At 53.1% G+C, this 26,093-nt stretch carries 19 protein-coding genes; 16 read left to right on the top strand and 3 right to left on the bottom strand.

Going from position 1 to position 26,093, the window contains the following annotated elements:
• Positions 1–238 precede the first annotated feature (238 nt).
• A complete protein-coding gene (locus K3T83_RS28580) occupies positions 239–1,417 on the top strand; it encodes an aminotransferase class V-fold PLP-dependent enzyme (RefSeq protein ID WP_220206325.1) in 1,179 nt (392 codons plus the stop codon).
• On the opposite strand, the gene K3T83_RS28575 is transcribed toward K3T83_RS28580, so the two are convergent.
• A complete protein-coding gene (locus K3T83_RS28575; protein WP_220206324.1) occupies positions 1,407–2,573 on the bottom strand; it encodes a carboxylate-amine ligase in 1,167 nt (388 codons plus the stop codon). The two genes, K3T83_RS28580 and K3T83_RS28575, sit on opposite strands and share 11 nt — an antisense overlap.
• A 494-nt stretch (positions 2,574–3,067) precedes the next feature.
• Between K3T83_RS28575 and K3T83_RS28570 the strand changes: the two genes are divergently transcribed.
• The 9 genes from K3T83_RS28570 to K3T83_RS28530 all read left to right on the top strand — a co-directional run bounded on the left by K3T83_RS28570 (position 3,068) and on the right by K3T83_RS28530 (position 16,692).
• Positions 3,068–3,298 (top strand): type II toxin-antitoxin system HicB family antitoxin, encoded by a 231-nt coding sequence (locus K3T83_RS28570; RefSeq protein WP_220206323.1) that lies wholly within the window; start codon positions 3,068–3,070, stop codon positions 3,296–3,298.
• Between the two features lie 137 nt (positions 3,299–3,435).
• Positions 3,436–7,017, top strand: a complete 3,582-nt coding sequence (metH, locus tag K3T83_RS28565; RefSeq protein ID WP_220206322.1) for a methionine synthase — start codon at positions 3,436–3,438, stop codon at positions 7,015–7,017.
• 540 nt (positions 7,018–7,557) lie between these two features.
• On the top strand, positions 7,558–9,033 hold the full coding sequence (gene cysS / locus K3T83_RS28560) for a cysteine--tRNA ligase (protein WP_220206321.1): 1,476 nt from the start codon (positions 7,558–7,560) through the stop codon (positions 9,031–9,033).
• Positions 9,034–9,122: 89 nt separating this feature from the next.
• Positions 9,123–11,555, top strand: coding sequence for a penicillin acylase family protein (locus K3T83_RS28555; protein ID WP_220206320.1), 2,433 nt, complete (start codon positions 9,123–9,125; stop codon positions 11,553–11,555).
• 690 nt (positions 11,556–12,245) lie between these two features.
• Positions 12,246–12,680, top strand: a complete 435-nt coding sequence (locus tag K3T83_RS28550; RefSeq protein ID WP_220206319.1) for a helix-turn-helix domain-containing protein — start codon at positions 12,246–12,248, stop codon at positions 12,678–12,680.
• Positions 12,681–12,816: 136 nt separating this feature from the next.
• Positions 12,817–13,152, top strand: a complete 336-nt coding sequence (locus K3T83_RS28545; RefSeq protein ID WP_220206318.1) for a hypothetical protein — start codon at positions 12,817–12,819, stop codon at positions 13,150–13,152.
• Entirely contained in the window at positions 13,136–13,975 is an 840-nt protein-coding gene (locus K3T83_RS28540) for an NfeD C-terminal domain-containing protein (protein ID WP_220206317.1), read from the top strand. Before K3T83_RS28545 ends, K3T83_RS28540 begins: the two co-directional genes overlap by 17 nt.
• A gap of 137 nt (positions 13,976–14,112) precedes the next feature.
• On the top strand, positions 14,113–15,663 hold the full coding sequence (locus K3T83_RS28535) for a flotillin family protein (RefSeq protein WP_220206316.1): 1,551 nt from the start codon (positions 14,113–14,115) through the stop codon (positions 15,661–15,663).
• 180 nt (positions 15,664–15,843) lie between these two features.
• Positions 15,844–16,692 carry a PspA/IM30 family protein gene (locus K3T83_RS28530; protein ID WP_220206315.1) on the top strand — a complete coding sequence of 283 codons (849 nt, stop codon included), beginning with the start codon at positions 15,844–15,846 and terminating at the stop codon, positions 16,690–16,692.
• Positions 16,693–16,749: 57 nt separating this feature from the next.
• Here the strand turns inward: K3T83_RS28530 and K3T83_RS57325 are convergent, their stop codons facing one another.
• Together K3T83_RS57325 and K3T83_RS28525 are read right to left on the bottom strand one after the other, a co-directional pair.
• A complete protein-coding gene (locus K3T83_RS57325) occupies positions 16,750–16,872 on the bottom strand; it encodes a hypothetical protein (RefSeq protein WP_268963481.1) in 123 nt (40 codons plus the stop codon).
• A 36-nt stretch (positions 16,873–16,908) separates the two neighbouring features.
• On the bottom strand, positions 16,909–18,774 hold the full coding sequence (locus K3T83_RS28525) for a response regulator (RefSeq protein ID WP_220206314.1): 1,866 nt from the start codon (positions 18,772–18,774) through the stop codon (positions 16,909–16,911).
• A 345-nt stretch (positions 18,775–19,119) separates the two neighbouring features.
• Between K3T83_RS28525 and rpiA the strand changes: the two genes are divergently transcribed.
• The 6 genes from rpiA to K3T83_RS28495 all read left to right on the top strand — a co-directional run bounded on the left by rpiA (position 19,120) and on the right by K3T83_RS28495 (position 26,084).
• On the top strand, positions 19,120–19,821 hold the full coding sequence (gene rpiA / locus K3T83_RS28520; RefSeq protein ID WP_220206313.1) for a ribose-5-phosphate isomerase RpiA: 702 nt from the start codon (positions 19,120–19,122) through the stop codon (positions 19,819–19,821).
• Between the two features lie 177 nt (positions 19,822–19,998).
• Positions 19,999–20,604 (top strand): ECF transporter S component, encoded by a 606-nt coding sequence (locus K3T83_RS28515; RefSeq protein WP_220206312.1) that lies wholly within the window; start codon positions 19,999–20,001, stop codon positions 20,602–20,604.
• A 7-nt stretch (positions 20,605–20,611) separates the two neighbouring features.
• Positions 20,612–21,451: an energy-coupling factor transporter ATPase gene (locus K3T83_RS28510; protein WP_220206311.1), complete on the top strand. Its 840-nt coding sequence runs from the start codon at positions 20,612–20,614 to the stop codon at positions 21,449–21,451.
• Positions 21,436–22,302, top strand: coding sequence for an ATP-binding cassette domain-containing protein (locus K3T83_RS28505; RefSeq protein WP_220206310.1), 867 nt, complete (start codon positions 21,436–21,438; stop codon positions 22,300–22,302). The genes K3T83_RS28510 and K3T83_RS28505 overlap by 16 nt, the downstream gene beginning before the upstream one ends.
• 7 nt (positions 22,303–22,309) lie before the next feature.
• Entirely contained in the window at positions 22,310–23,146 is an 837-nt protein-coding gene (locus tag K3T83_RS28500; protein WP_220206309.1) for an energy-coupling factor transporter transmembrane component T family protein, read from the top strand.
• A gap of 205 nt (positions 23,147–23,351) precedes the next feature.
• Complete coding sequence (locus K3T83_RS28495; protein WP_220206308.1) at positions 23,352–26,084, top strand: DUF8815 domain-containing protein; 2,733 nt, start codon at positions 23,352–23,354, stop codon at positions 26,082–26,084.
• Positions 26,085–26,093: the final 9 nt, after the last annotated feature.

Here is a 26,093-nt window from a genome sequence, read left to right as displayed (position 1 = left end):
CGTCGTCGGGCAAGCAGTCTCTGACATGCCGAACAAAGAGCACTCCATCGAGCGCTCACTACCACGACGCAAGCTGATGCAAACACAACAAACAATAACAACATTTACCTTCCTTTATCTTTAGAGAAACTTTGCATGTTTTTACCAATATGGCGTTCCCATTCAGTATAAAGACTGGATAAAAATGAGGGCACTGTGTAAGCAGTGATACAATGGAGAAAAACAAGGATACCCAGCTATGCCATTCGATATTCAGAGCGTCCGTCAGGATACACCTGGTTGCCACAGCATCCTCCACTTCAATAACGCCGGAGCTTCATTGATGCCCCAACCAGTGCTCGATGCCACTATTGGATATTTACAGTTGGAGGCGCAAATAGGGGGCTATGAGGTGGCCGAACAGATGCGCGATCAGCTAGAACACACCTATGATGCCATCGCGACACTGATTGGCTGCTCACGTGAAGAAGTCGCAATCATAGAAAATGCTACGCGCGCCTGGGATATGGCCTTCTATTCTATCCCCTTCTCTCCCGGCGATCGCATCCTGACCTCGATGGCTGAATATGCCAGCAACTATATCGCGTTTCTACAGGTCGCCCAAAAGACCGGAACGGTCGTCGAAGTCATCCCTAACGATCAATATGGACAGATCTCCATAGAGCAGCTTCGTCAGGCCATCGACGAGCGCGTCAAGTTGATCGCCATCACACATATTCCAACCGGAGGAGGGCTGGTCAATCCCGCTGCTGAAGTCGGCAAAGCCGCACGTGAGGCGAACATTCCATATTTGCTCGATGCCTGCCAATCTGTTGGGCAGATGCCTATCGATGTCGAGAAGATTGGCTGCGATATGCTTTCGGCCACTGGACGCAAGTATTTACGAGCTCCACGCGGCACTGGCTTCCTCTACGTCCGTCAATCGCTGCTTGAACAACTCGATCCGCCGTTTCTGGACCTTCGCGCTGCCGAGTGGGTAGCGCGAGATCGCTACATCGTTCGTCCCGATGCCCGCCGCTTTGAAAACTGGGAAACCAATTATGCTGGTAAAATCGGTCTTGGCGTTGCCGTTGACTATGCTCTACAACAGGGATTGGATACCACCTGGCGGCGCATCAAAAACCTCGCCTATACTCTCCGCACCCGGCTTAGTCCGCTCCCAGGCGTCATCGTCCATGATCGTGGCGTGATACAATGCGGCATTGTCACCTTCTCCGTCGAAGGGCAAGATCCTGCTGAGATCAAACGCCAACTCGCCGAACATGCCATCAATGTATCAGTCACAGAACGTAGCTCCACGCGGCTTGATCTGGAGGCACGCGGACTCACCACCCTTGTGCGCGCCTCAGTACACTATTTCAATACAGAAGAAGAAATCGAGCACTTCTGCACGACGCTAGAAACCATTATCCTGTGAATGGCAAGGGGCTATGCAATATTTCTGCTTTGCTTGCGTTATCAGGTGCAACGCCGCGCATAGTCTGTTCTATCAACAGGCGTTGCACCTGCTGCATATCACCCCCGCTCTCGCGATACCGCGCAATTTGCCGATCCGCTCCGGTTCCACACGGATCATCAAGCAGCCTGCGAATATAATTTATGTCGCGCCTGCTGCCCAACTCATCAACGACATCATCCACCAGATCGAGCAACTCCCGCAATGCATCACGCATGCTCAAGCGGCGATGGCCCTCGAAGTCCAGCACCTCCGCATCCAATCCGTAGCGCATCGCCCTCCATTTATTTTCTTCAATATAATCGCGAGAAAAAGCCGGCTTGCCCTTGCCCTGTGTATTGAGCTGCACCAGCTTCGCCACTAACGCCTGACATAACGCAGCGATGCCCAGCGTATCATCGATCGTTCCCGGCATATCAAAGATGCGAAACTCTATCGTCTGAAAGAACGCATGTGGGCGCACATCCCACCAGATCTTTTTGCCATTATCAATACTGCCCAGCGCCACGAGATCCTGTACATAACGTTCAAAAGCCGCCCATGATGGCAGAATTTCAGGCATACCACTGCGCGGGAAACGCTTCCAGACGACACTGCGATATGATTTGAGGCCGGTCATACGCTTATACCAGAAAGGAGAATTTGAGGAGAGTGCCAGCAAATGGGGCAACCATGTACGCACCTGATTGAAGACCTGAATCAGTTGTTCTTTATCATCCAATCCCACGTGAACATGCAATCCAAAAATCAAGACCGAGCGTCCAACATCCTGATATTCTTCTTCCAACTCCTGATAGCGGGGATGGTCCGTTCTTGGCTGGTCCCACCATAAAGCACCGGGGCTGGTTCCCGCACTCACCAGCGCCAGTCCCTCTTCTTGCGCCAGCCGGGAGAGCAGAGTGCGCGCATTGCACAATTCGGTACGAGCGGCGGTAATATCTGGCATGACATCAGAGATAAACTCAATGGTTGGCTGTAACATCTCCGGCTTAATTTTCTCTCCAAAGTGGGGAACACCTTTCTGCAATACACTGGGGACATACGAACAAAGCTGTCCCGTTTGTGCATCGACTAGCTGAAATTCCTCCTCAATACCAAGCGTAAAACGAGTTGCCATCGCTGTAACTCCTTCCCAATAGCTGGAGTCTTACCCGCCGATCATAGTATGAGTATAACACGAAAAAATGCATTACGAACGTTCCAGCATATACAGCACGCAACATATCTCGACCAGATAAAAAACGCCTCTGCTCCTCTATTCTCCTTCTCTATACCCAAAAAGGTGTAGCCAGACAGCCACAATCAGCTTACCCCATCAATCACGCAATAAATGAGCTATATTGATACAATTTTATACATATCGCTATATTCAGCATAACAGATAATGGATAGGCTTGACCAGTTGCAACGCATCATTTTTTTGCTTTCCAGGCTCAGCCCTCTGCCCAGGGTCAAACGAGCGTGTACTCAAACAAAGCCAAATGATATAATAGTTTCAACCGTAGATATCTTTTCAGAGAACTTCTCATGCTGAGCATCCAGGCAAAGAGGTTCCTGCTGCGACCTTAGCAAGCATCTTTCTATATGCCTCGCTATCAGGAAGGAAATAACGTGCATCATTTTCTTGTTATCTTTGAAAAATGTGCTGAGCATTACGGCGCTTCTGCTCCAGATTTGCCAGGATGTGTAGCGGTAGGAGACACGTTAGAGGAAGTCAAACAGGCTATGCGCGAGGCCATTGAGATGCATATACAAGGTATGATTGAGGATAACGAACCGATTCCTCCCCCACAATCTACGGCCTGTTATCCGGACATAGCCGTACCGAATGCTATTGCTTGATCCACAAGCCTATGCTGTTTCGGGACACATCCTCATATTGATGGCATAATCATACGTTTTGACTTTTCAATCTGGATGCACAATGCCTGACAGGATTCGCATCTGGCACATCGAAAAAACACCGCTCTGGAGGGTTCATGAGTCGATTTTTGGAAGCTCTGGCCCATCGTGTACTGATCTACGATGGGGCTATGGGCACAAACATACAACGTTATCAACCAACCGCCGAAGATTACGGCGGACAGGCAACCGAGGGCTGCAACGAATATCTCGTACTCACCAAACCCTCGATCATCGAAGAGATCCACACAGGTTTCATGGAAGTTGGCTGCGATGTGCTGGAAACCGACTCGTTCACCGCTAGCCGCCTCAAACTCGATGAGTACGGTCTGGGACATCTCACCCGCGAGATTAACCTCGCTGCTGCACAACTGGCACGCAGCGTCGCCGACCGCTTCAGCACGCCCGACCATCCTCGCTTCGTCGCCGGTTCCATTGGCCCGACCGGTATGCTGCCCTCATCCGACGATCCCCTACTGAGCAATATCACTTATCAGCAACTCGTCGATATCTTTTGTGAACAGGCGGGCTTCTTGCTTGAAGGCGGCGTCGATGTACTCTTAATTGAAACTAGCCAGGATATCTTAGAGGTGCGCGCTGCTATCACCGGCCTCCGTCGCGCCATGCAACAGGTTGGACGCACCGTACCCATTCAGGCTCAGGTCTCGCTCGATACCAGCGGTCGCATGCTGCTCGGCACCGATATTGCTGCGGTGATGACAACGCTAGCAGGTTTGCGCGTCGATATCATCGGCCTCAACTGCTCAACCGGCCCGGAACACATGCGCGAGCCGGTACGCTTTCTGGCGGAAAACTGCCCACTGCCAATCTCGACCATCCCAAATGCTGGTATTCCCCTCAACGTAAACGGTCAGGCCGTTTACCCGATGGAACCGGAGCCGATGGCCGCAGCCTTGCGTGACTTCATCACTGAATTCGGCGTCAACATTATCGGCGGCTGCTGTGGCAGCAGTCACGAACACTTACGCGCCATAGTCAATGCCTGCCGCCATGCTCCCCGTCTGCCGCGACCCATTGCCGACAACAATATAGAGCAGAAAGATTTCAGGCTCATCACCCCTCCTCTCGCGTCCAGCGGTATTCGCTCCGTCGCGATGCAACAAGATCCGGCACCGCTGCTCATCGGCGAACGCGTCAACTCCACTGGGAGCCGCAAGGCCAAGAAAGCGCTGCTGGCCGACGACTACGACGCACTGCTCGTCATTGCCCGCGAACAGGTGGAAGGCGGCGCTCACGTTCTCGATGTCCAGGTCGCGATGACCGAGCGCACCGACGAAGCACAACAGATATCACTCCTGACCAAGAAGCTTTCAATGGGCATCGAGGCACCACTGGTGATCGACTCCACAGAGGCAGGCGTGATGAAAGCAGCTCTGGAGATCGCGCCCGGACGCTGCATCCTGAACTCCGTCAATATGGAATCTGGTCGCAAACGCATCGACGATGTACTACCCCTCGCGCTGGAACATGGAGCAGCCGTCGTCGCCCTGACCATCGACGAGCGCGGCATGGCCCGCACCATCGAGCGCAAAGTCGAGATCGCTCACGCCATCTACGATCTCTGCGTCAACGAATACGGCCTGCCACCCAACGCGCTGATCTTTGATCCACTGACCTTGCCAATCACGACCGGACAGGAAGAAGAACAGAACGCGGCAATTGAGACGCTGGAAGCAATTAAACGCATCAAGCAAGAGCTTCCCGGCGTCATGACATTGCTTGGCGTTAGCAACCTCTCGTTCGGCCTCAAGATGCATGCGCGTGCCGTCCTCAACAGCGTCTTCCTGTTCCACGCGGTCAAGGCCGGGCTTGATATGGCGATTGTCAACCCAACACATATCACACCCTACGCCGAAATCGAGGCTGAGCCGCGCCAACTGGCCGAAGATCTGATCTTCAACCGACCCGACGCGCTGCCACGCTACATCGCCTACTTTGAGGAGCATGGTCCACAAAAAGACGACAGCAACGCCAAAGTCGATCCGACCGAAGGGATGGAGCCAGCCGAGCGTATTCACTGGCAAATCCTTCATCGCCGCAAAGAGGGGATCGAGATGTTAATCGATCAGGTCATTGAGGAGCGCGTCGCTGTTCCCGGCGTCGTGCGCAACGATGCCGCTGTCGATGTCCTCAATACAGTGCTGCTGCCTGCAATGAAAGACGTGGGCGACCGCTTCGGCGCTGGCGAGCTGATCCTGCCGTTCGTGTTGCAATCGGCTGAAGTGATGAAACGCGCCGTCGCTCATCTGGAGAACTACCTGGAGAAAAAAGAGGGCTACACAAAGGGCAAAGTGGTGCTGGCAACGGTCTTTGGCGATGTGCATGACATCGGCAAAAATCTGGTCAACACTATTCTGAGTAACAACGGCTACACCGTCTACGATCTCGGCAAGCAGGTTCCGCTCAATACTATTCTGGACAAAGCAATTGAAGTGAAAGCTGATGCCATCGGCCTCTCTGCTCTGCTGGTAAGTACCTCCAAGCAGATGCCGCTTTGCGTCAAAGAGCTGCACAAGCGCGGCCTGAGCTTCCCAGTCATCATCGGTGGTGCGGCCATCAATCGCTCGTTCGGTCGCCGCATCCTCTTTGTTGATGAGCAGACAGCCGAGGCCACGCCTCAATTCTACGATTCCGGCGTCTTCTATGCCCGCGATGCCTTTGAGGGTCTCGATATCGTCGATAAGCTCACCAGCAATGGTCAGGAGCGCGCCTCGTTTGTTGAAAAAATCAAGCAGGATGCCCTGAACGAGCGCATGCGCAAAGCGAAGCGTCAAGTCGAAGATACAGCTTCAGCAGATGTCGATATGGAGGCGCCTTCTGCCAGCATCAAACAGGCGGAGTTTATCCCTCAACCGCCCTTCTGGGGTCCGCGCGTGCTAGATCGCATCGGCATTGAGGATGTCGCAGCCTGCATGGACCTGAACACTTTGTACCGCTTACACTGGGGCGTCAAGGCGCACGGAGCCGAATTTGATCGCCTGATTGCCGAAGAGTTCCGACCACGCATGGAGCGGATGTTGCGCGAGGCACGCCAGCAGCGCTATCTCCAGCCGCGCGTCGTCTACGGCTACTTCCCCTGCCAATCCAGCGGCAACGAACTCATCGTCTACGATTATCAGCAATGGCAGCAGGCCGGAACGATGCGCGAGGTGACGCGCTTCCGCTTCCCACGCCAGCGCGAACGCGAGCGACTCTGTCTGGCCGACTACTTCGCCTCAGTGCAGAGTGGCAAGATGGATGTTGTCGCCTTACAGGTCGTGACGATGGGCAGCGCACCCGGCGATGTGATCCATCGCTTACAACAGGAGGGCAACTACTCAGAGTCGTACTTTGTGCATGGCCTCTCCGTTGAAATGGCCGAGTCGCTGGCCGAATATACCAATCGTCTTGTCCGTCGCGATCTTGGCATTGCGGAGCCGAGGGGCCGGCGTTACAGTTGGGGCTACGCCGCTATTCCTGAGCTGGCAGACCATGAAAAAGTCTTCCAGTTGCTCCCTGCAAGCAGTATGATCGGCGTCGATCTAACGGAAGGCTATCAACTCGTGCCAGAGCAATCAACCGCCGCCATAGTTGTCCACCATCAGCAATCGGTCTACTTCGCCGTACGAGCCGCCGACACAGAAGCAGCCGCCGTCTGATCTATTATGAATTAATAGGTGCAATCGGTAAAGAAAGCAAAAATATCGGTTGCACCACAATGGGAGCGCTTCTCCCACGTAGCGACAATCCCTTGCGGTTGTCGCGGCGGATAATCACAATACAGGTGTGAGCCGCGACAACCGCAAGGGATTGTCGCTACGTGGGGATTACATAACACACATCTTAATGCTCTATCAAACGTAAAAAATTAGCGATAAAAAACACTATGTCATCTATCAGCCACATATGATATAATAATCAGGAAAACTACCACTAAAATCTGGAGTAAATGGTGAACCATTACTTGCAACCTCAGTATTGTACCTGTCTCTACGTACACAGCGGCAGCCTGTAGCTCAGCCCTCTGTGTACGTAAAAGCATGCCCTCCAAATCATCGGACTTCCCAGCTATTGCGCATGCCCCTGTCTGAGCTATCCCATTTCTACCACGATGCATGCTATAAGAAGAGGCTCATTGCTGCCCTCTTGACACACATGCTGGCACTCGCAATAATACCAGTTATGGAGGAAAAAAGCTGATGGCTAAGGTTTCGACAAAACCCATTTACCTGTACAATACACTCACTAGAAATAAAGAGCTATTCGAGCCGTTCAATCCGTCCCGCGTGGGCATCTATTCGTGCGGCCCGACCGTCTACAAAGATATTCATATCGGCAATTTTCGCACGTTTATAATGACTGACTGGCTGCGGCGCACCCTGGAATACAACGGCTACGATGTCTTCCTGGTTCGCAACATTACCGATGTGGGACATCTACAAAACGATACCGAGGAGAGCGGCGAAGATAAGATCGAACACGAGGCACGCCGCACCGGACGCTCAGCCTACGATATCGCCGCCTACTACACGGCTCAGTACGAACGCGACGCCGCCGAACTGAACATCCTGCCGCCACATCTCGCGCCCAAAGCGACCGAGCATATCACCGAGATGCAAGAGATGACGGCTAAATTGATCGAGCGCGGACTGGCCTACGTCAGTGATGGCAACGTCTACTACGATGTCAGCCGCTTTCCTCAGTATGGCGTTCTCTCAGGCAACACGGTTGAGAATTTGCGCTCTGGTGGTCATGGACGCACTCAGATGGAGGTGGCCGAAGATAAAGACGCCCCCGAAGATTTCGCGCTCTGGAAGTATGGCGATAAAGCCAGACAGATGAACTGGCCGAGTCCCTGGGGCGAGGGCTTTCCGGGCTGGCATATCGAATGCTCGGCAATGGCGACCAAATACCTCGGCGAGCAATTTGATATCCACACTGGCGGCCTGGATCTGGTCTTCCCTCATCATGAGGATGAAATCGCCCAAAGCGAGGGGGCCAGCGGCAAATCGCCCGTGCGCTACTGGCTGCATGGCGAATTTCTGGTTATCGGCAATCGTAAGATGAAAGCCAACGGCGAGACCGATAGTGAGGACGACAGCATCAAGATGTCGCGCTCCAAAGGCAACGTCCTGCTGGTTGACACTCTGAAAGCCGAAGGAATCGATCCGATGGCCTACCGCTACCTGTTGCTGACCGCCCATTACCGTTCCAAACTCAATTTCACCGATGAATCCATTGGTGCCGCACAGAACGGACTGAAGAACCTGCGCGACGATCTCGCTGAGCTGCCGGTGACACCACCCTCAGAGGCTCCTGCCGAGTGGTCTGAGGAAGCTGCACGCCTGCACAACGCCTTCCACGAGGCCATTAACGACGATCTAGATATGCCGACCGCGCTCAGCATCACGCGTGAGGCCGCTCGTACCAGCAAAATTGAGCCAGCGGAGCGCCGCCGCCTGGTCCTCGATTTTGATCGCGTCCTCGGCCTACGCCTCGATCAGGTTGAAGCAAAGAAGCCACGCACCCTGAGCGAGGAGGCTCTCTCACTCGTGCGTCAGCGCGACGAGGCACGCACCGCACGCAACTGGAAGCTCTCCGATCAACTCCGCGAACAGTTGAAAGCGATGGGCTTTGAGGTGCGCGATACGCCAAAGGGAACCGAATTGGTGTAAAATAAAGTATCTTGCAGCGCTCTCTCATGCGCTGCAAGGCGCTTTCTCATACTTTTTCGATACTGTTCTCTTTTAAAGAGGAGGGATTCATGGCATCCTGGTGGCAAAAGACGCTGCTGTCCGCAGCAAATCTTGCTGGCTTCGCAGCAGGCAGCTACTCTCTATTGACGCGCCGTCCAGTTTCTCAAAAAAATGGTACGCTCCATATCCGAGGACTGCATGAACCGGTCGAAATCATCACCGATAGCTACGGCGTCCCTCACATCTACGCTCAGAACGAAGACGACCTCTTTTTCGCACAGGGCTATCTCCATGCTCAGGACCGCCTCTGGCAAATGGATTTCAACCGCCGCCTCGGTGCCGGCCGCCTCTCAGAACTGTTCGGACCAATCGCGCTTGAAACTGACCGCTTCTGTCGCCGCCTGGGTCTGCATCGTTCCGCCGCCGCAGAACTGCCTCGCCTCTCAGAACACAACCTGCGGATGCTCAATGCCTATAGCAGCGGCGTCAATACCTTTATCGAGCAGAACGCGAACAAGCTTTCCGTAGAGTTCACTTTGTTAGCCTACAAACCGGAACCCTGGCAACCGGCCGATAGCATTCAATGGGCCAAGATGATGGGCTGGAACCTATCGGGCAACTGGGAAACAGAGATCATTCGCGCACGCCTCGTTGCCAAGCTCGGCCCGGAACGAGCGGCACGACTGGAAGCAGGCTACGATCCGTCGCACCCGCTGATCATTCCCCCAGGTGTCGAATATGGCGGTATCAATAGTGGACTGCTCGAACAATACGCGCAGATCCAGGAGTTAAGCGGCTTCAGTTCGCTGGGTGGCAGCAATAACTGGGTGGTGGATGGCACAAAAACCGAGACTGGCGCGCCAATCCTCTGCAATGATCCGCATCTTGGCCAGGCCGTCCCCTCCATCTGGTACGAGTGTCACCTGGTCGCTGGCGATATTGATGTCGTGGGAGCTAGCTTCCCCGGTGCGCCATGCGTCGTCATCGGGCATAACCACTATATCACCTGGGGCGTCACCAATGCTGTCTCAGACGTGGAAGACCTCTATGTTGAGAAGTTCAATCCCAACAATCCGCACCAGTACGAATATCAGGGCCAATGGGAAGAGGCGCAAATCGTTAAAGAGGAGATACGGGTAAAAGGGCAGAATGAAGCTGTCGTCGAAGAGGTGCGCATCACACGGCATGGCCCGATTCTCACCCACATGCCCGCGCTCAACAGCCAGGAGCAATCATTGGAGCTACCGCTGGCTCTGCGCTGGACCGGCCTGGAACAATGTCGCATCATCTCAGCAACCCAAAAGCTGAACCGCGCCACAAACTGGCAAGAGTTTCTCACGGCGCTGCACGACTGGGATGTGCCACCACAAAATTTTGTCTATGCTGATCGCGATGGCAACATCGGCTACGTCATGGCCGGTGCCATCCCCACGCGCACACAGGGTCAGACACTCCTTCCGTCTCCCGGCTGGACTGGCGAACATGAATGGACCGGACTCATTCCTTTTGAGGAGTTGCCACAAAGCTTTAACCCGGAGCAGCACTTTATCGTCACCGCGAATAACCGCGTGGTGGACGACAATTACCCCTACTATATCAGCAACGAATGGCTCAACGGCTACCGCGCACAACGTATCCGCGACCTGCTCAACAGCAAAGAGAAGCTGACGGTCGATGATATGGCAAAAATCCAGGCCGACCAGTATGCGCTGCCTGCTCTGGAGATCGTTCCTTACATATTGGAGTTGGAGGCAACCACTCCTACCGAACGAGCGGCTCAGGAAATCCTCACCACCTGGGATTATGTGCTGTCACCCGACAGTATCGCTGCTGCACTCTACACCACGTTCCTGCGCAAGCTGGAGCGCATCGTCCTCGACCCCTTACTGGGAGACGAGGAAAATTTGCTGCACGGCTATCTCGGTGTCGGCTCTACGCTGCTTGCCACACAAAATGGCTATGCCAGCCGCAGCAAGCCCTGGCTGATCCGACTGTTGAAAGAGCAGGACGATTCCTGGTTTGCCAACTCGCTCATCCTCAACGGTCCTAAAACCTGGAAAGAAGCCCTTTCCAGCGCCCTGCAAGCCACCATTGAGGAGCTACAGGACAGGCGTGGTGAGAACATCCTGCGCTGGCAATATGGCGCGATACATCATATGACCTACAATCATCCGCTGGGAGCAGTCAAACCACTTGACGCCGTTTTCAATCGTGGCCCCCATATGGTCGGCGGTGATATCGATACTGTCAACATGGGGGCAAGCCTCCCCAATCGGCCAGAGGTCGTAATTACTGTCCCATCGTATCGCCAGATTGTCGATCTGGCAGACCTGACTGCCTCGCGTTCCGGCCATGCTCCAGGCCAATCGGGACACGTTGCCAGCAAACACTACGACGACTTCATCGCAATGTGGCGCGAGGTGCAACATCATCCCATGCTCTTTACCCGCGAGATGATCGAGGCCAATACAGAAGGAACGTTACGCCTGCTCCCCAAATAGTTCAAACAGGGGACATCTCCCAATTCGTAGTGGAGCGATTTATCGCGTGGGAGATGTCCCCTTGCCGTATCACAACAGCCAGCAGCGGGATAAACGTAAAAAAATTTGTAGAGAATTTTACAGAATTCTGAATATTTTTTGATACTTTGCCGTTATACTGATAGACATGCGAGATGCAGAGTGCGTCACAGGCTTTGCGCCGCATAATAGAGGCTTGTATATGCAGCAGCAAGCCTCCTATTTTTTTATCTGGCCCAATTCACACTCCTCCAATCTCCTCGCCATCATGAATTTCTGAAACCTCCCGCGATAAATCGCTCGATTACGAATTGCGGGAGGTTTCAGAAATTCATCATATGACAATAGCCTCTATTGGCTATTCCAATGTGGCACGGTCGAAAAAAGAAAACCTGTACGTCCTTACAACAGTATCGATCATCTCTAAATCATCCCTGATTTGAAATGTCCCTCTGTGATCAAGATCACTGTCATAGGAAATCAATCGGTGAATAATAAAGAATGGCAGATATCTGGCAGTATCTAAATTGCCAATCAATACTCTTGACAGGGGAATAACTAACAGCTATACTCTATATAGCAAATAGCTATTCGAGGTTGAAGATGAATCTTGCGGAGAAACTCAAACATTTACGTGAGGTGGAGGGAGAGCTAAGAGGTTTAAATCGGCCAATGACGCAAATGGAAGTTGTAAAGGCCATGAATGAAGAACTGGACGAAAGGATCAGTCAGGCATATCTCTCTCAACTGGAGAGTGGCAAACGTCTGCATCTTACCGCGTCCAGCCGCGACCTGCTGGCCCGTTTTTTCAAGGTCCATCCGGGCTATCTGGTCAGCGACCCACCCGACTATAGCACCGATCTACTTACTGATATGACGAGCGACGAGGACCGCCTGACCACCTGGCTCACCGCCAGCGCTGCCGAATGGCGCTCCGAACCGGATATACAGGAACTTTTACAACGGTTGGCCGACTCGTCAGAAGCACATCGTTATCTTTCACTCTTTCGCAAGCTAGCCGAGTTGCCAGTAGACGAACTGGAGGCAATCGTTGAAGCGGTCACGGCACATGGAGAAGAATTAGATCTGGGACCAGTTACCGATTAGATTTGTATTTTGAGAAGCATTTTGCGTCTATATTGACGGACCAGTATTGACAAAACTGCGTGCCAGCACCAGTGCAAAGCGCAGATTATCTCAGCATTGTACGCTAAGAATACCAGGAAGGTAAAGGTAACGACATATGATGCAAAGCCATTCGGAGCGATCTGACCGGCAGCGACATATCTTTCCGATCCGTAGTCAGTTGTTACGACAGCATCCTGTACTGACTCCCATTGCCTTATTGTGTGGCTCTATCGTTGTCGGCATAGCCAGTCTTTTCTCAGATGGTCCTTCTCCGATCTTCGCTTTGATTGGTATCTCTGCCGCTCCCCTTTACCTTTCAATCGCCTGCGTGTTGGGTGTGGCTGGCACTCTTGTCAGTATCATCAGTCTTATAGAGCAGATTGAACGGTGGAGCGTACCGGCTGCTCTCTATTCCGGTCCAAAGGAGCAAAGCTATGGCAATCGCAACTGATCCGCTTTCCCTGGTGTTCATTGGCTGTTTCCTCTTTGGATTGCTTTTCCTGGTTGGAACAGTGCTGTTGGGAAGCATCGGTCACGGGCACGGAGTAGCACACGATGTTGGACACAGCGCCTTGCATCACGTTCATGTTGGTGGAGATATCCATCATGCGGGACACTTCGATCATGGGCACATCGAACATGGGCATGGTGGACATGTCGAACATAGTGGGCAATCCTCCACAGGAGAAAAGGGAGGCAATGGAGCAGCCGGACACCAGCTTTCCATTCTCAGCATCGTGAACCCTTCCAGCGTCGTCTTTTTCCTGCTCGGTTTTGGTTTTTTTGGCTATGTCTTTCACATCGGAGTCGGCCTGGGCCTACCATTGACCCTGCTCCTCTCCATTGTGAGCGGTTGTATTATCGCTGGCCTGCTGGTAACGCTCATTAATCGTCTCGTTGGCGGCAGCCAGGCTCATACTGTGCTGGATGTATCAGATCGCACTGGACTGGTCGGCAAAGTCATTATGACGATCCAGGAAAACGATCCGGGCGAAATCCTGTACGAATCTCCTGGGGGCCTGCGCAAGAGCATTCCAGCGCGCAGCATCAACGGGCAACGCATCGAGCGTGGTCAGGAGGTGGTCGTCGTCAATTTCCAGAAGGGTGTGGCGGAAGTAGATACCTGGGATCATTTTATCAATCAGGAAGAAGAGGGAGAACCTGTTGGCCAGACAGCAACGGATGATCTGGAAGCGCTACGAGCATTGATCGAGGGCGCAGAAAGGGATGACGAAGAATATGTCTTGCGCAAAGATCAGCCAAAGCAGCCATAACAGGTTATTATGGCCTCTCCTGGTTCTCTTATCAATTGACCAATGTTCATAAACATAACACTTTCATCTACTTTTTATATTGAACACACGGCAAAATCTAAGAGTGCAAATTTAAGTGTACAAAGGAGTAACAAGCAATGGACCCGCTATTACTACTAGTGACAGGGGTTGTTGCCCTCGTTATCGTCGTATTCGTCATTCTACGCATCATCTCCAGCCTGTTGCGCAAAGTTGGCCCGAACCAGGCGTTGATCGTCTACGGTGCCAGCGGCGCACACGTCATTACAAATGGCGCTCGCCTGGTTATCCCTCTTTTCGAGCGCGCCCAGGAGTTCTCTCTTGAGCTGATGTCGTTTGACGTGGCCCCCCATCAGGCTCTCTACACAACTCAGGGTGTCCAGGTAAATGTGGAGGCCGTCACCCAGATCAAGGTTCGCTCAGATAACCAGAGCGTTATGACCGCTGCTGAGCAGTTCTTGAGCAAAACGCAAGAGGATCGCGAGAACCTGATCCGTCTGGTTATGGAAGGCCATCTGCGCGGCATCGTTGGTCAGTTGACAGTTGAGGATCTGGTGAAAGATCCCGAAAGCGTGGGCGGAAAAATGCTCCGCACCGTCAGCCCCGACATGGAAAAGATGGGCCTGGAAGTCATCTCTTTCACCATCAAAGACGTGCGTGACGAGAACGACTACATCATGAACATGGGCCGCCCGCAAATCGCGCGTATCCGTAAAGAAGCCGATATCGCCGGAGCGCTCGCTCAACGCGATACCCAGATCCAGCAGGCCAATGCCTCTCGTGAGGCGGCCGTCGCACGCGCCGAAGCCGATCAGGAGCGTGTGAAAGCGGAGACCGAATCGCTGGCATTGCAGGCAGAGTCACAGCGTAATCTGTCCTTGAAAAAGGCAACGTTTGATGCTGAGGTCAAGCGCCAGCAGGCGGCAGCCGACAAAGCATACGATGTGCAGGCCAATATCGTTCAGCAGCAGGTCGTTACCGAGTCGGTCAGGGTAACAGAAGTCGAGAAGCAGGCGATGATTAAGGTGCAGCAGGCCGAAATTCAGCGCCGTGAACTGGAACTCCAGGCCACCGTGCAGAAGGCAGCAGAGGCCGAGCGACGCCGCGTTGAAACAGTTGCTGAAGCCGAGCGCCAGCGTCTCATTCTGGAAGCGCAAGGTCAGGCCGACGCAGCCAAAGCACGCGGTCTTGGTGATGCGGACGCCAACCGCGCCAGAGGTCTTGCCGAAGCTGAGGTTATCCGCGCCAAAGGTCTTGCCGAAGCTGAGGTTATCCGCGCCAAAGGTGAGGCCGAAGCCGAAGCAATGAAAGTCAAAGCCGCAGCGTACCACGAATACAACCAGGCTGCTGTGCTTGATAAGCTGCTCACCGGCATGCCCGAGGTTGTCCGTGCCCTTGCCGAGCCATTGAGCAAGGTAGACAAAGTGACCATCGTTTCCGTTGGTGGCAACAACGATGGCACCAACAATGGTGGCGTGGGAGCCAGCCGTCTCACTGGCGATATCGTCAATATGGCGGCTCAGGTGCCAGCCCTCTTTGAACTGTTGAGCGGCACCCGCCTGGGCGACCTGATGAATCGCATTCCCGCGCTGGGAGGCCAGGAAGAGGCCAACGGCGCGAAGGCCAACGGCAAGTCCAGCACTGTTGATGCAACCAACGAGAGACAGTAATCGCTCCCGGCAGGGCCGTATAAGCCCTGCCGGAACCCATTTTAACCTTAAAACGGGTGATCTAAGCTAAACGTATATATTTTGAAGGCTACTTATTATTATGAGAGTGTTTCACTTTATTTGTGCGATGCCATATTTTACTAAAAGATCGAATAGATCGAAATGACGGAGATGGACTGAATGAATTTGTTGGAACGCGTGCTGACCTTGCTACGAGCAAATCTCAACACGGTCGTTGAGAAGGCAGATGATCCCGAAAAGGCTCTGCGACAGCTCCAACTTGATATGCGCAACCAGCTTGTGCAAGTGAAAACACAGGTTGCGACGGCGATTGCTGAGAGTCGCAAACTGCTCAAACGTAGCCAGGAACGAGCAAGTGAGGCGGAAATGTGGCTCAAGAAGGCAGAGCAGGCAGTCCAGCAAGGCAACGACGACGCTGCACGAACAGCACTCACGCGTCATAATGATATACATAAGCAGGCTCAGCGCTACAAACAGCTTCAGAAGGAGCAGGAGCAGCTTGTTACGACGATGCGTGGCGCTCTCCGCCAGCTCGAAGCCAAAATTGCAGAGATCGAGACCACGATTGAACTGCTGGAAACACGCAAGCGTAGCGCCCTGATTCAACAGCGCGTCTATGAGGCTCTGAATAAGACGGGAAAATCGCAACAGCGAGACAACGCGACCAGGGCGCAAGATGCAATTCTGGATGCCGAAGCACGCGCGCGCGCACTGGCGGCTCTCCATCAACACGATCTCGATGCTCAGCTTGAGCAGCTATCCGAAGAGCAGATGCTCGAACAACAATTGAACAACTTAAAGGCCATGCACAATCTCCCAGCGCAACCTCCATTGTTGGAAGCGGGGAATCCGCACTCCTCGCCCCTGCTGCGACCACAGCCTCGTTCCAGCGAGCCAGCTCATAAACTCGTGACTGGCAACGCCGGGCAAAACGAACCGCATCCCTCTGCGCTAGAGAGAGATGAGCAGTTGAAGAAATTACTGGAGAAGCCCTCAGAATCTTCTTAGCATTGTTCGAGGAAGATCTAATTAGTCATCCATCTAATTAGAAGATCTTATGCTAATTTAGTGGAAGAAGATCGCGAAAAGAACAATAATCGCCAGGGCAATAAAGATGCCAACAATGAAAGAGTAGGTGTTATTGTTCTTTTCCTCTTCTGTACGTGGTTGTTTCTCTACTTCGCTCATGCTTGATCCTTAGCATACTTTCAAGGCATGCTCTTTTTACTGTAAAGCCGTTGTAATCGCACCCTCTACATTTGCCATCATTTCCAGGCTTCTCATCGGGTCCGTATCGCGCGTTGTGATGAGCACCTGAAAGGCTTTTTTCTCGCCACCCACCGTACGCATCAAGATATACCGATCAGAACTGGTGATAATCATATGTTCGTAGACGCCCCACTGCTCCTGCTTCAGCGATTGATCGACATTTTTTAGCACAGCACTAAATTGCCTGCATACGCGCACAATATCCAGATCTTCTATCGCCACCTGCGCGACAGGCTGCCCATCGACATTGACGACTGCCGCAGCCACAAATCCCGCCACCGAATAACCGAGCGTCTGCAAGGCCGAGACCAGCGCTGAGTAGTTATACTGATATCTGGTCACGCGCTGCAAACCGCCAGTGGTGGTTGGAGCCTGCAACGACCCACTCCCCATCACCGATGGATGACTCCCGGTTCTCCCATTTTGAGCTACACCCGGTGGAACATTTTGCAGGCCAGTGGTCATACGTATCGGGCCGCTGTTCTCCTGCCAATCAGGAGCGGAGGGACGCAAAATGCCCGTATCAGACGAGACACCATTGCGCGAACCGGTGCCGTTTATTGGCGGCGTTTGTCGCTCAGGAGATGGTGGCATGGGAGGCAGCGCAGGCATGACCCCGGAACCAGACATGCTCCGTATATCCTCTGTTTCCGCCAGCACAGGTGTAGCGGGCATCATAGAAGCCGCAGCGATGTTGGCTGAAGAGGGAGTCATAGGACGGATAGGAGCCATGCCAGATGTTGGCTGATCTGTCAACCAGCCTGGTAACTCTGCTGGCGGCCCCGCGATGCTCTCGCCAGCATTCAGGCTTTCCAGCGGGAAAACACTGGCGGGCATGCCATTAAACGCTGGCCTCAAGCCACTATCACTCATCTCCTCATTGTGTAAGCTGCTGGCACGAAAACTGCCAGTTTGCTCCCACCACTCTTTAGTATTAGCAGCCTGACCCATCGCGGCAGGTTGAAGAGGCTGCACGGTGGGAGGTATCTCTACAGGCTGACCCGCCAACGGTTGCTCTGATGGAGGCGGCAAAGTTGTCTCTTCTTCAGTGGCAAATACAAATGGTCGGTCTTCATCGCCATCATCGTCCAGCAAAGGAGAAGAGGAAACAGGAGCCATTTCTCCGCTATACTGCTGAAGATGAGCATATTTTGTGCGATATTGCAGCGCTTGAAAGATCAGGCGAGAGAGCGGCTGGGTGACGTTGGAAATAGCCTGTCCATTCCAGGGCTGATGTAACACAGTGCCATTTTTATGTGCCGCGAGCGCAAAAAAAGCTTCCTCTCCGTGCAACATACCATATTCGGCCCAGATCAACTCGCCGTTCTGGAAGCGCAAAACGCCGCGCTCCTCCAGCCCTGTGTTGATGAGCAGAGCGATATTCTTACGGCTCATATTGACGATCTGGATCACGTCGAGCAAATCAAAGGAGTCCAGACTGGCCGAAAAACCGGTCTTCTGGAGAAGACGGCGCAACTCCTCTTTGAGCAGCCGCAGATCGAGCGGCTTCTCTAAATAACTGGAGGCTCCATTTTCTAACGCCTGCGTGCGAACGGCTTCCGTTGCAGGGCCGCCCATTAAGATCATGCGTGCATTGGGACGATAAGCGCGTAACCACTGAAGCACCTCAAAGCCATCGGCTCCGGGCGTTTTGACATCACAGATGACCACATCGCACTCTTCCGTCCAGAGCGTACGCACAGCGTCCGTTCCGCTCGTCACTCCCTGTACCCTGTACCCATCCTTACGCAGCGTGTTCACCAGGTTGCGGTTGAGACCTTCATCTCCCTCAACCACAAATATGCGCGATACATCAGACATTGTTACTACCACCTGAAACAGATCTGGCTCTTTTTCCTGTCAGCCCAGACCTCCCCACGACACATCCCGTTCCCGGCATCTCCGCCTACAAACCTGCGTGCCAGGTCGTCTGTCTACTTTGTTAATCCGTTTCCCTGATCAGTTTTCTCATCAATCGCTTCTCTGCTAATTACTTGCAGAGTGTATCACGACCCATGGGAGATGGCAAGTTCTCAGCCACAACAGTACTGTCGGTTAGCTCTGCCGATTTGATGTTGCCTCCATCCACATGCTATACTCCCGTAGATACTTTAACATCTACAGAAAATAAACATACACAGACCACTATTTTTCAGGAGTACAATAATGACACAGCACGACCCGCAACAGGATATTTGGAAACAACAGGTTGGTGAAGCGGCGGCAAAACTGGTGGAGGATAATATGATCGTCGGCCTGGGTACTGGCTCAACAGCGAACCAGTTCATCCTCGCACTTGGCCGCCGTGTTCAACAGGGTTTGCGCATTGCGGGTGCTGTTTCTTCATCTCAGGCGTCCCACGATCTGGCGACCAGCATGGGCATTCCTGTGGCCGATTTAGATACCTATCCCGAACTAGACATCTACATCGACGGGGCCGATGAGATCGATCCTCAACTGCAATTGATTAAAGGTGCCGGAGGTGCCTTGCTGCGGGAAAAGATCGTCGCCAGCTCCGCACGTCGCTTTGTCGTGATTGCCGATACTTCCAAGCTCGTGCAGCGGCTCGGCCTGCTTTTTCCCGTTCCGGTCGAAGTCGTTCCTTTCGCGATAACACCTGTACGCAAACGCCTGGAAGCTCTGGGGGCCGTTGTGACTACGAGACAACGCGCCGGACAAACCTTCATTACAGAGAATCAAAACCTGATCCTGGATTGCGCCTTCCCCGATGGGATCGCCGATCCGGTCACATTGAATGCTCACCTGCATGCTATTGTGGGCGTGGTAGAAACGGGCTTGTTCCTTCAGATGGCAAAGCAAGCCGTCATTGGAGGTGCGGATGGTGTACATATCATACAGCCAGCGTAGTTTCGACTGCTCTATCTTTGCTTGACACACAAAATGTAGCCCACGTATACTTGGAGTATTACCCATCCTGTAGTTCACTGTAGAGACGCTATTTCACACGTCAGGTATCGTCATGCATATTTTACCTGCTTTGTTATAGTATCCAGAGCATCAGTTCCCACATAAGGAGCATCGAGTTTGGAGAAATTTACCGAACCTTCCAACACCGCAACAAGCCCCTGGAAGATTACGACAGAACGTACCGTCATCGCTGGCGTGCTGGCCGCGATTACCATTATTTTAGGCACGATTCCCGGTATCGGCTTTATCCCTATTCCCACGATGGCTGGGAGCGCCACTATTGAGCATATTCCAACGATTCTTGGTGGCGTCATCGCCGGCCCTATTGTTGGGCTTATCTCCGGTCTTATCTTCGGTCTTATGAGCTTTCTACAGGCCAATGTACCTTTCTTTAAAGATCCATTGGTCTCGATTTTACCGCGCATCTTCATCGGCCTCACTGCCTGGGCCTCGTTCGCAGCGCTGGTCCGCTTCAATCGCGATGTTGCGGCAGCTGTCGCGGGTCTGGTGGGTGCCTTAACTAATACAGTGCTGGTGCTTGGCATGTTGGTGTTGCGTGGCTATATGCCGCCCATTGCCATCATTCCTATTATCCCACAGGCCATCGTTGAGGCTATCCTTGCAGCCATTCTCACCGTTCTTCTAGTGCGAGCTTTCTATATCGTGCAGGGACGCTACACACGCGCTCCTGAAGAGAAGCCGCGCGACGAATTACCATATTAGAGCAATTATGTTAGAAGTAGACAATGTTTCGTTCCGTTATGGCGCGCAAGAAGATCACGAGGCACCGCTCGCATTACAGGATGTGACGCTGCATATCAATGCGGGCGAGATGGTGGCGATTATTGGACAAAACGGCTCCGGCAAGAGTACGCTGCTCAAACTGCTCGCCGCCATCCTGCCGCCCAATAGAGGCACGCTTCTGGTGGATGGCCTGCGTACCACCGCACGCGGCGAGGATCTCTGGAATATTCGTCAACGGGTCGGGATCGTCTTTCAAAATCCCGACGATCAACTGGTCGCGAATACAGTTATTGACGATATCGCCTTTGGCCCGGAGAATCTCGGACTGCCACGCATTGAGATCGAAGAGCGCATCCAGGAAGCGATGGCGCTCCTCGATTTAGAACCGTACGCGCAGATGCCCATCAGCGAACTTTCGGTGGGACAAAAGCAACGGGTCGCGATCGCTGGCGTCCTGGCAATGCGCCCACGTTATCTGATCCTGGACGAGCCAACAACGATGATCCCTGGTCAGGCCGCACAACATCTCCTGGCAACGCTACATCGCCTGAATCGGGAACGCGGCATTACCGTGATCCACATCACTCACTTTATGCATGAAATCTCTTCTTTTCAAAGAATTATCGTCATGAACGAGGGGCATGTCTTGATGGATGGCTCGCCTTCAACGATCTTCGCCAGAGTTGAAGAGCTGCAAGCGGTGGGCCTGGATGTGCCACTGGTTACGCATCTGGGGCAGCGTTTACGGGCCCAAGGCTGGTCCAGTTTACCAGAGGTCGTCCTCTCTATTGAACAGTTGAAGGCAGGTCTATGCTCTTCGATCTAAAAAATGTATCGCATACCTACTTGCGCGACACACCTTTTGCCACGCAAGCCTTACGCGATCTCACCCTCTCGATTCCAGCGGATCAAACGGTGGCACTGGTTGGTCCCACGCGCTCTGGCAAGTCTACAGTGGTCGATCTTCTCTCCGGCCTGATCAAGCCAGCGCTCGGAACCTTCTTTTTTCAAGGCGATGATGTTGCAGCCCCCGCGTTTGCTATTGAGCGGCTCCGCTCCACTGTTGGCACCGTCTTTCAATCGCCGGAAGCGCAAATTTTTGAGGAGACGGTAGGCAAGGATGTCTCATTTGGCCCACGCCGCAAAAATGTTCCTCTGGCCGAGTCGCGCCGTCTGGTCCAGGAATCGCTGGAAGCAGTTGGGCTACCCTACGAGGATTTTCGCACTCGTTATACCTATGCGCTGAGTGGTGGCCAGAAGCGCAGGGTGGCAATTGCTGGCGTGCTGGCTCTTCAGCCCAACGTCATTATCTTTGACGAGCCAACCGCCGGACTCGATCCACGCGGTCGCCGAGAGTTGCTGGATCTCATTGCTCGCTTTAAAGAGCAACATCATTTCACGATTATCTATGTCTCAAGCAGCCTGGAAGATGTGATTACGCTTGCTGATCAAATCCATATACTCGATCAGGGGCATCTGGTCTTTTCGGGGACACCGCGAGAAATCCTGGCGCGCGCCGACGAATTAACGAAGCTTGATATCGCCTTGCCCGAAACAACACAGATTGCGCTGGCCCTACGTGACCTCCTGCCTGCTATCCGCACCGATGTCGTAACATTGGATGAGTTGGAAGAGGAGATCCTGAAACATAGTACACAGATGAAAATGGGGAGATAAACGACCAATGATCGAGCTATCGCGTACTATTACCTTTGGTCAATATATCAACAACGGCTCGGCGCTCACTCGAATGGACCCGCGCACGAAGCTGCTCTGTGCCGTCCTGCTCATCGCCCTGGTCTCATCTGTGCGCTCCTTCTTCGCCTTTGCCATCAGCCTGATCTTCTGCGCCGTCCTCCAATACCTGTCGCGCCTCTCCGTTGCTTATGTCCTGCGTATGTTTAAGACCTTCCTCCCTTTCCTTGCCTTCATCTATATCATCCAGGTACTTTTCTACTACGCTCCTAATGCACATCTGACCATTCTCTGGCACTGGCAGTTTTTGAGCATTTCACGTGAAGCACTACTCAATAGTACCATCACTATGATACGCGTCTTCTTTCTGTATTATCTCGTCTCCATGCTGATGTTCACAACCTCGCTCGTTGATCTTACTGATGGGCTGGAGGCGTTATTAAGCCCGTTGCAAAAGATCGGCCTCCCCGTCAATCCTTTTATTATGGTGCTGGTGATTGCGCTCAAGTTTGTACCGATCTTTGTGACGGAGATTGAGCGACTGTTCAAGGCGCAAACAGCTCGGGGCGTCAATTTCAATCAAGGTAATATCTTCCAGCGCGTCCGCAAAATCGCTCCCTTGCTCATTCCTCTGTTTGTTAGCGGCTTTAAACGGGCACAATCGCTCACGGTCGCAATGGAGGCGCGTTGTTATGGCAGTCATCCGGGATGGCGTCGCAGCAAGCGTCGCGTCCTGCGTATGCAGCGCTTTGACGTACTGGCCCTGCTCTGCACCCTGCTTACCTGCCTGGTCGCTGTTGTGATCACAATTGTTGCGCCCTTCTAATTTTCATTTCTGCTTTCTAATAACGCCGCTTATATCCTCATACAGAATGCAGGAGTTTTACGCAGCGAATGGATCAAAGCCAACTTTTGGCTACATTTTCCATATTTTTTAAAACATGTTATGATACTACTGGACAAGACAGCAACTACCCTGTAGAGCGTTTCCCTACCCAAAACTACATTGTATGATAGAGAGGCTTATGCATATGCAGGATTGCACTCGCCGGTTTCGACCCGGTGTTACGATAAGAAGGTCCGTTTGCAGTCTCTTTGTACTGCTTTTTGTCATGGTGTTTCTCCCGCACACGGCTTCCGCACATACCATTTCCAGCAGCCTGCCAACCGCCAATGGCCCCTCTTTCCGCGCAACAGCGGGATTTGACACGCGTTATCGCGATGGTAACTGGATACCGATTCGCGTCGCACTGCGCAATGATGGCCCCGATTTCAATGGTTTCGTCTCGGTCAATACGCCTCTTCCCTTCGCTGGCGCGGGCAATTCAGGAGTCCTCTCCACGTATCGGGCAATGGTTAGCTTGCCTTCCGGCGCTCAGAAACAGGTTACGCTCTATGTGCCGTTCTATTATGGTACACAAGGTATCACGCAGAATGTGACGATTGATCTTCTAGATACAAATGGCCATAAAGTGAACAGTCAGGCCAGCCCGATCCATGCGCTTGGACCTGGGGATATCTTTGTTGGTATCCTCTCCGATCAACCAACAACAGGCTTTACTGCACTCAATGCCCTCTCGCTTCCCAACCCGAGTTCATCGGTCTTTACACAGAATCTCAACGCCTCTACATTTCCAACCGTTGCTGAAGCATTGAACAACTTTGACCTGCTCATCCTGGATAACTTCACCACCAGCAACCTGAACAAGAGCCAGCTCGCCACACTGCAAAACTGGGTTCATCAGGGTGGAAGCCTGATCGTTGTTGGCGGCCCCGAGTGGATGAATACGCTCAAGCCGCTTCCTGCCAGCCTGCTTCCTGCCACTGTCACACAAACAACCACAATTCCTTCAGGCACCTCACTGCTGCCGTTTATCGGTCCGGCCGACCCCGGCACGAAATCGGCATCAACGAACATTCAGGCTCCCGTGAACGTGAGCGTCGCCACACCAGCCGCCGGCGGTTCCGTGCTACTTTCTTCTAACGGTACACCGCTGATCGTTCAGTCACAGCTCGGTCTGGGGCAGATCGATTATCTCGCTTTCGATCCTTCGTTGGAGCCAGTTGTGAGCTGGTCGCAGGCATCGTCGTTGTGGAGAGCGTTGCTGTTACGCAATCTGGGAGATCAGATGCTCATCAGTAGTGCGAGTTCGACCACCCCGACTGTGAGCAAGAGCGTACTATCGAGCAATACCAACGGTTTAGGAGCGGTGCTACAATCGCTCTTCCCGACAAGCTTTCTCGCCACTCAGTTCATCCTGATCTTGCTGCTTGGCTACATCCTGGTTCTCGGCCCGATTCGGCTCCTGATCGTGCGTCGCCTCAAAAGCCGCGATTGGAGCTGGCGTATTGTGGTCAGCACGATTCTGGTCTTTTCACTGCTGAGCTATGGCCTGGCCTTACAACAGAAAGGCACCTCGATTCTCAGCAGCAACATCTCGGTCGTGCAGCTTGATCGTCCCAGCGCAACCGAATCAATGGCCCACACCACTACCTACGTCGGTGTCTTTGTTCCCAACCAGGGCGATTTTCGCGTTCACCTCTCCAACGATGGGCTTGTGCAGCCCGCCAACGATCAGCAGTCTCGTTCTCCAAACGGTCTGACCTCTCAGCCAACGACGATTACCACGACTCAGAGCGGGACAGATGCGACCTTGCAGGGCGTCAATATCTGGACCCTGCGCACCCTGATTTCCAGAAGCAATCATACAGAAACGGGAGGCATTCTCTCCCGCCTGAGCCTGCAAGATGACCTTTTGAGCGGAACCGTTACCAATACGCTGCACCGCGATTTCAGCGATGCTTATCTCCTCACGTATGGGCGCTACGTCTCGCTCGGCCAGTTCAAAAGCGGCACCACGAAAGAGATTCATTTACAATTGCCAAAGATTGTTGGTGGGCAAACGGCCTCGTTCGCCGATCAGATCGCAGCCAGCAAACATCTCGCAGTACCTTATACGCCCATCAGCAATGGCAATCAACCCCAAACAGAGCAACAGCGCCATATGGCAATGCTCAGCGCGTTGAGCGGTGAAGCTGGCTACGATTGCAGCGGAGGCAGCGGCTTCTGCATGCAATATGGCGTGGTGGCATCTAATGGCGTGATGGTTAGCAACGGCAACTATAGCAGCTCTGCCTACAATCAACTCATCAATGGCGGCGACCCCCTGATGTTGCCCGATGCAAGCGCAACGTTAATTGGTTGGGCTGATAATCCATCTAGCGATACGACGAATGTTGTGACTATTAACGATACCTATACCTCAAAGAGCCAGGAGACGTTCTTCCAGGCTCCGCTCGACGTGACCCTTTCGGGCAGCGTCAATCTCCCGCCCGCGTCCATCAACAGCCAGCTCGTTGATGTGCAGACCCAGGGTACGGGTGTGCAGACGCTCTACCCAGGTGTGTATGCACTTTCCAGCGGCAATATGACTTTTGAATTTACGTTGCCAGTGATCAATAATCCGCACATTGGGACATTGCAGATCTCTACCGCGTCCAGTCTGCCGCAGGTAGGCAATACAGTGGGCCAGCAGGGTTCTATCGATGCCAATCATCTTCATCCCTATCTCTACAACTGGCAAACGCGCAACTGGGATGCCTACGCCTTTAGCTCATTTACGTTCCCGGCGACCCCCTCTCAATCCTATATTGGTCCAGGAGGTCGGGTCTTACTACGACTCGCCAATACCGACAGCACTCAGGCCACAGCCATTTTTGGCAAACCATCGTTACAATTAGTAGGTGCCTCGAATACCAGATGAGGGAGAGAT

This window comes from Reticulibacter mediterranei (assembly GCF_016587455.1).
The sequence above is the reverse complement of the archived record's forward strand: the minus strand, read 5'-3'. Positions and strand labels throughout refer to the sequence as shown.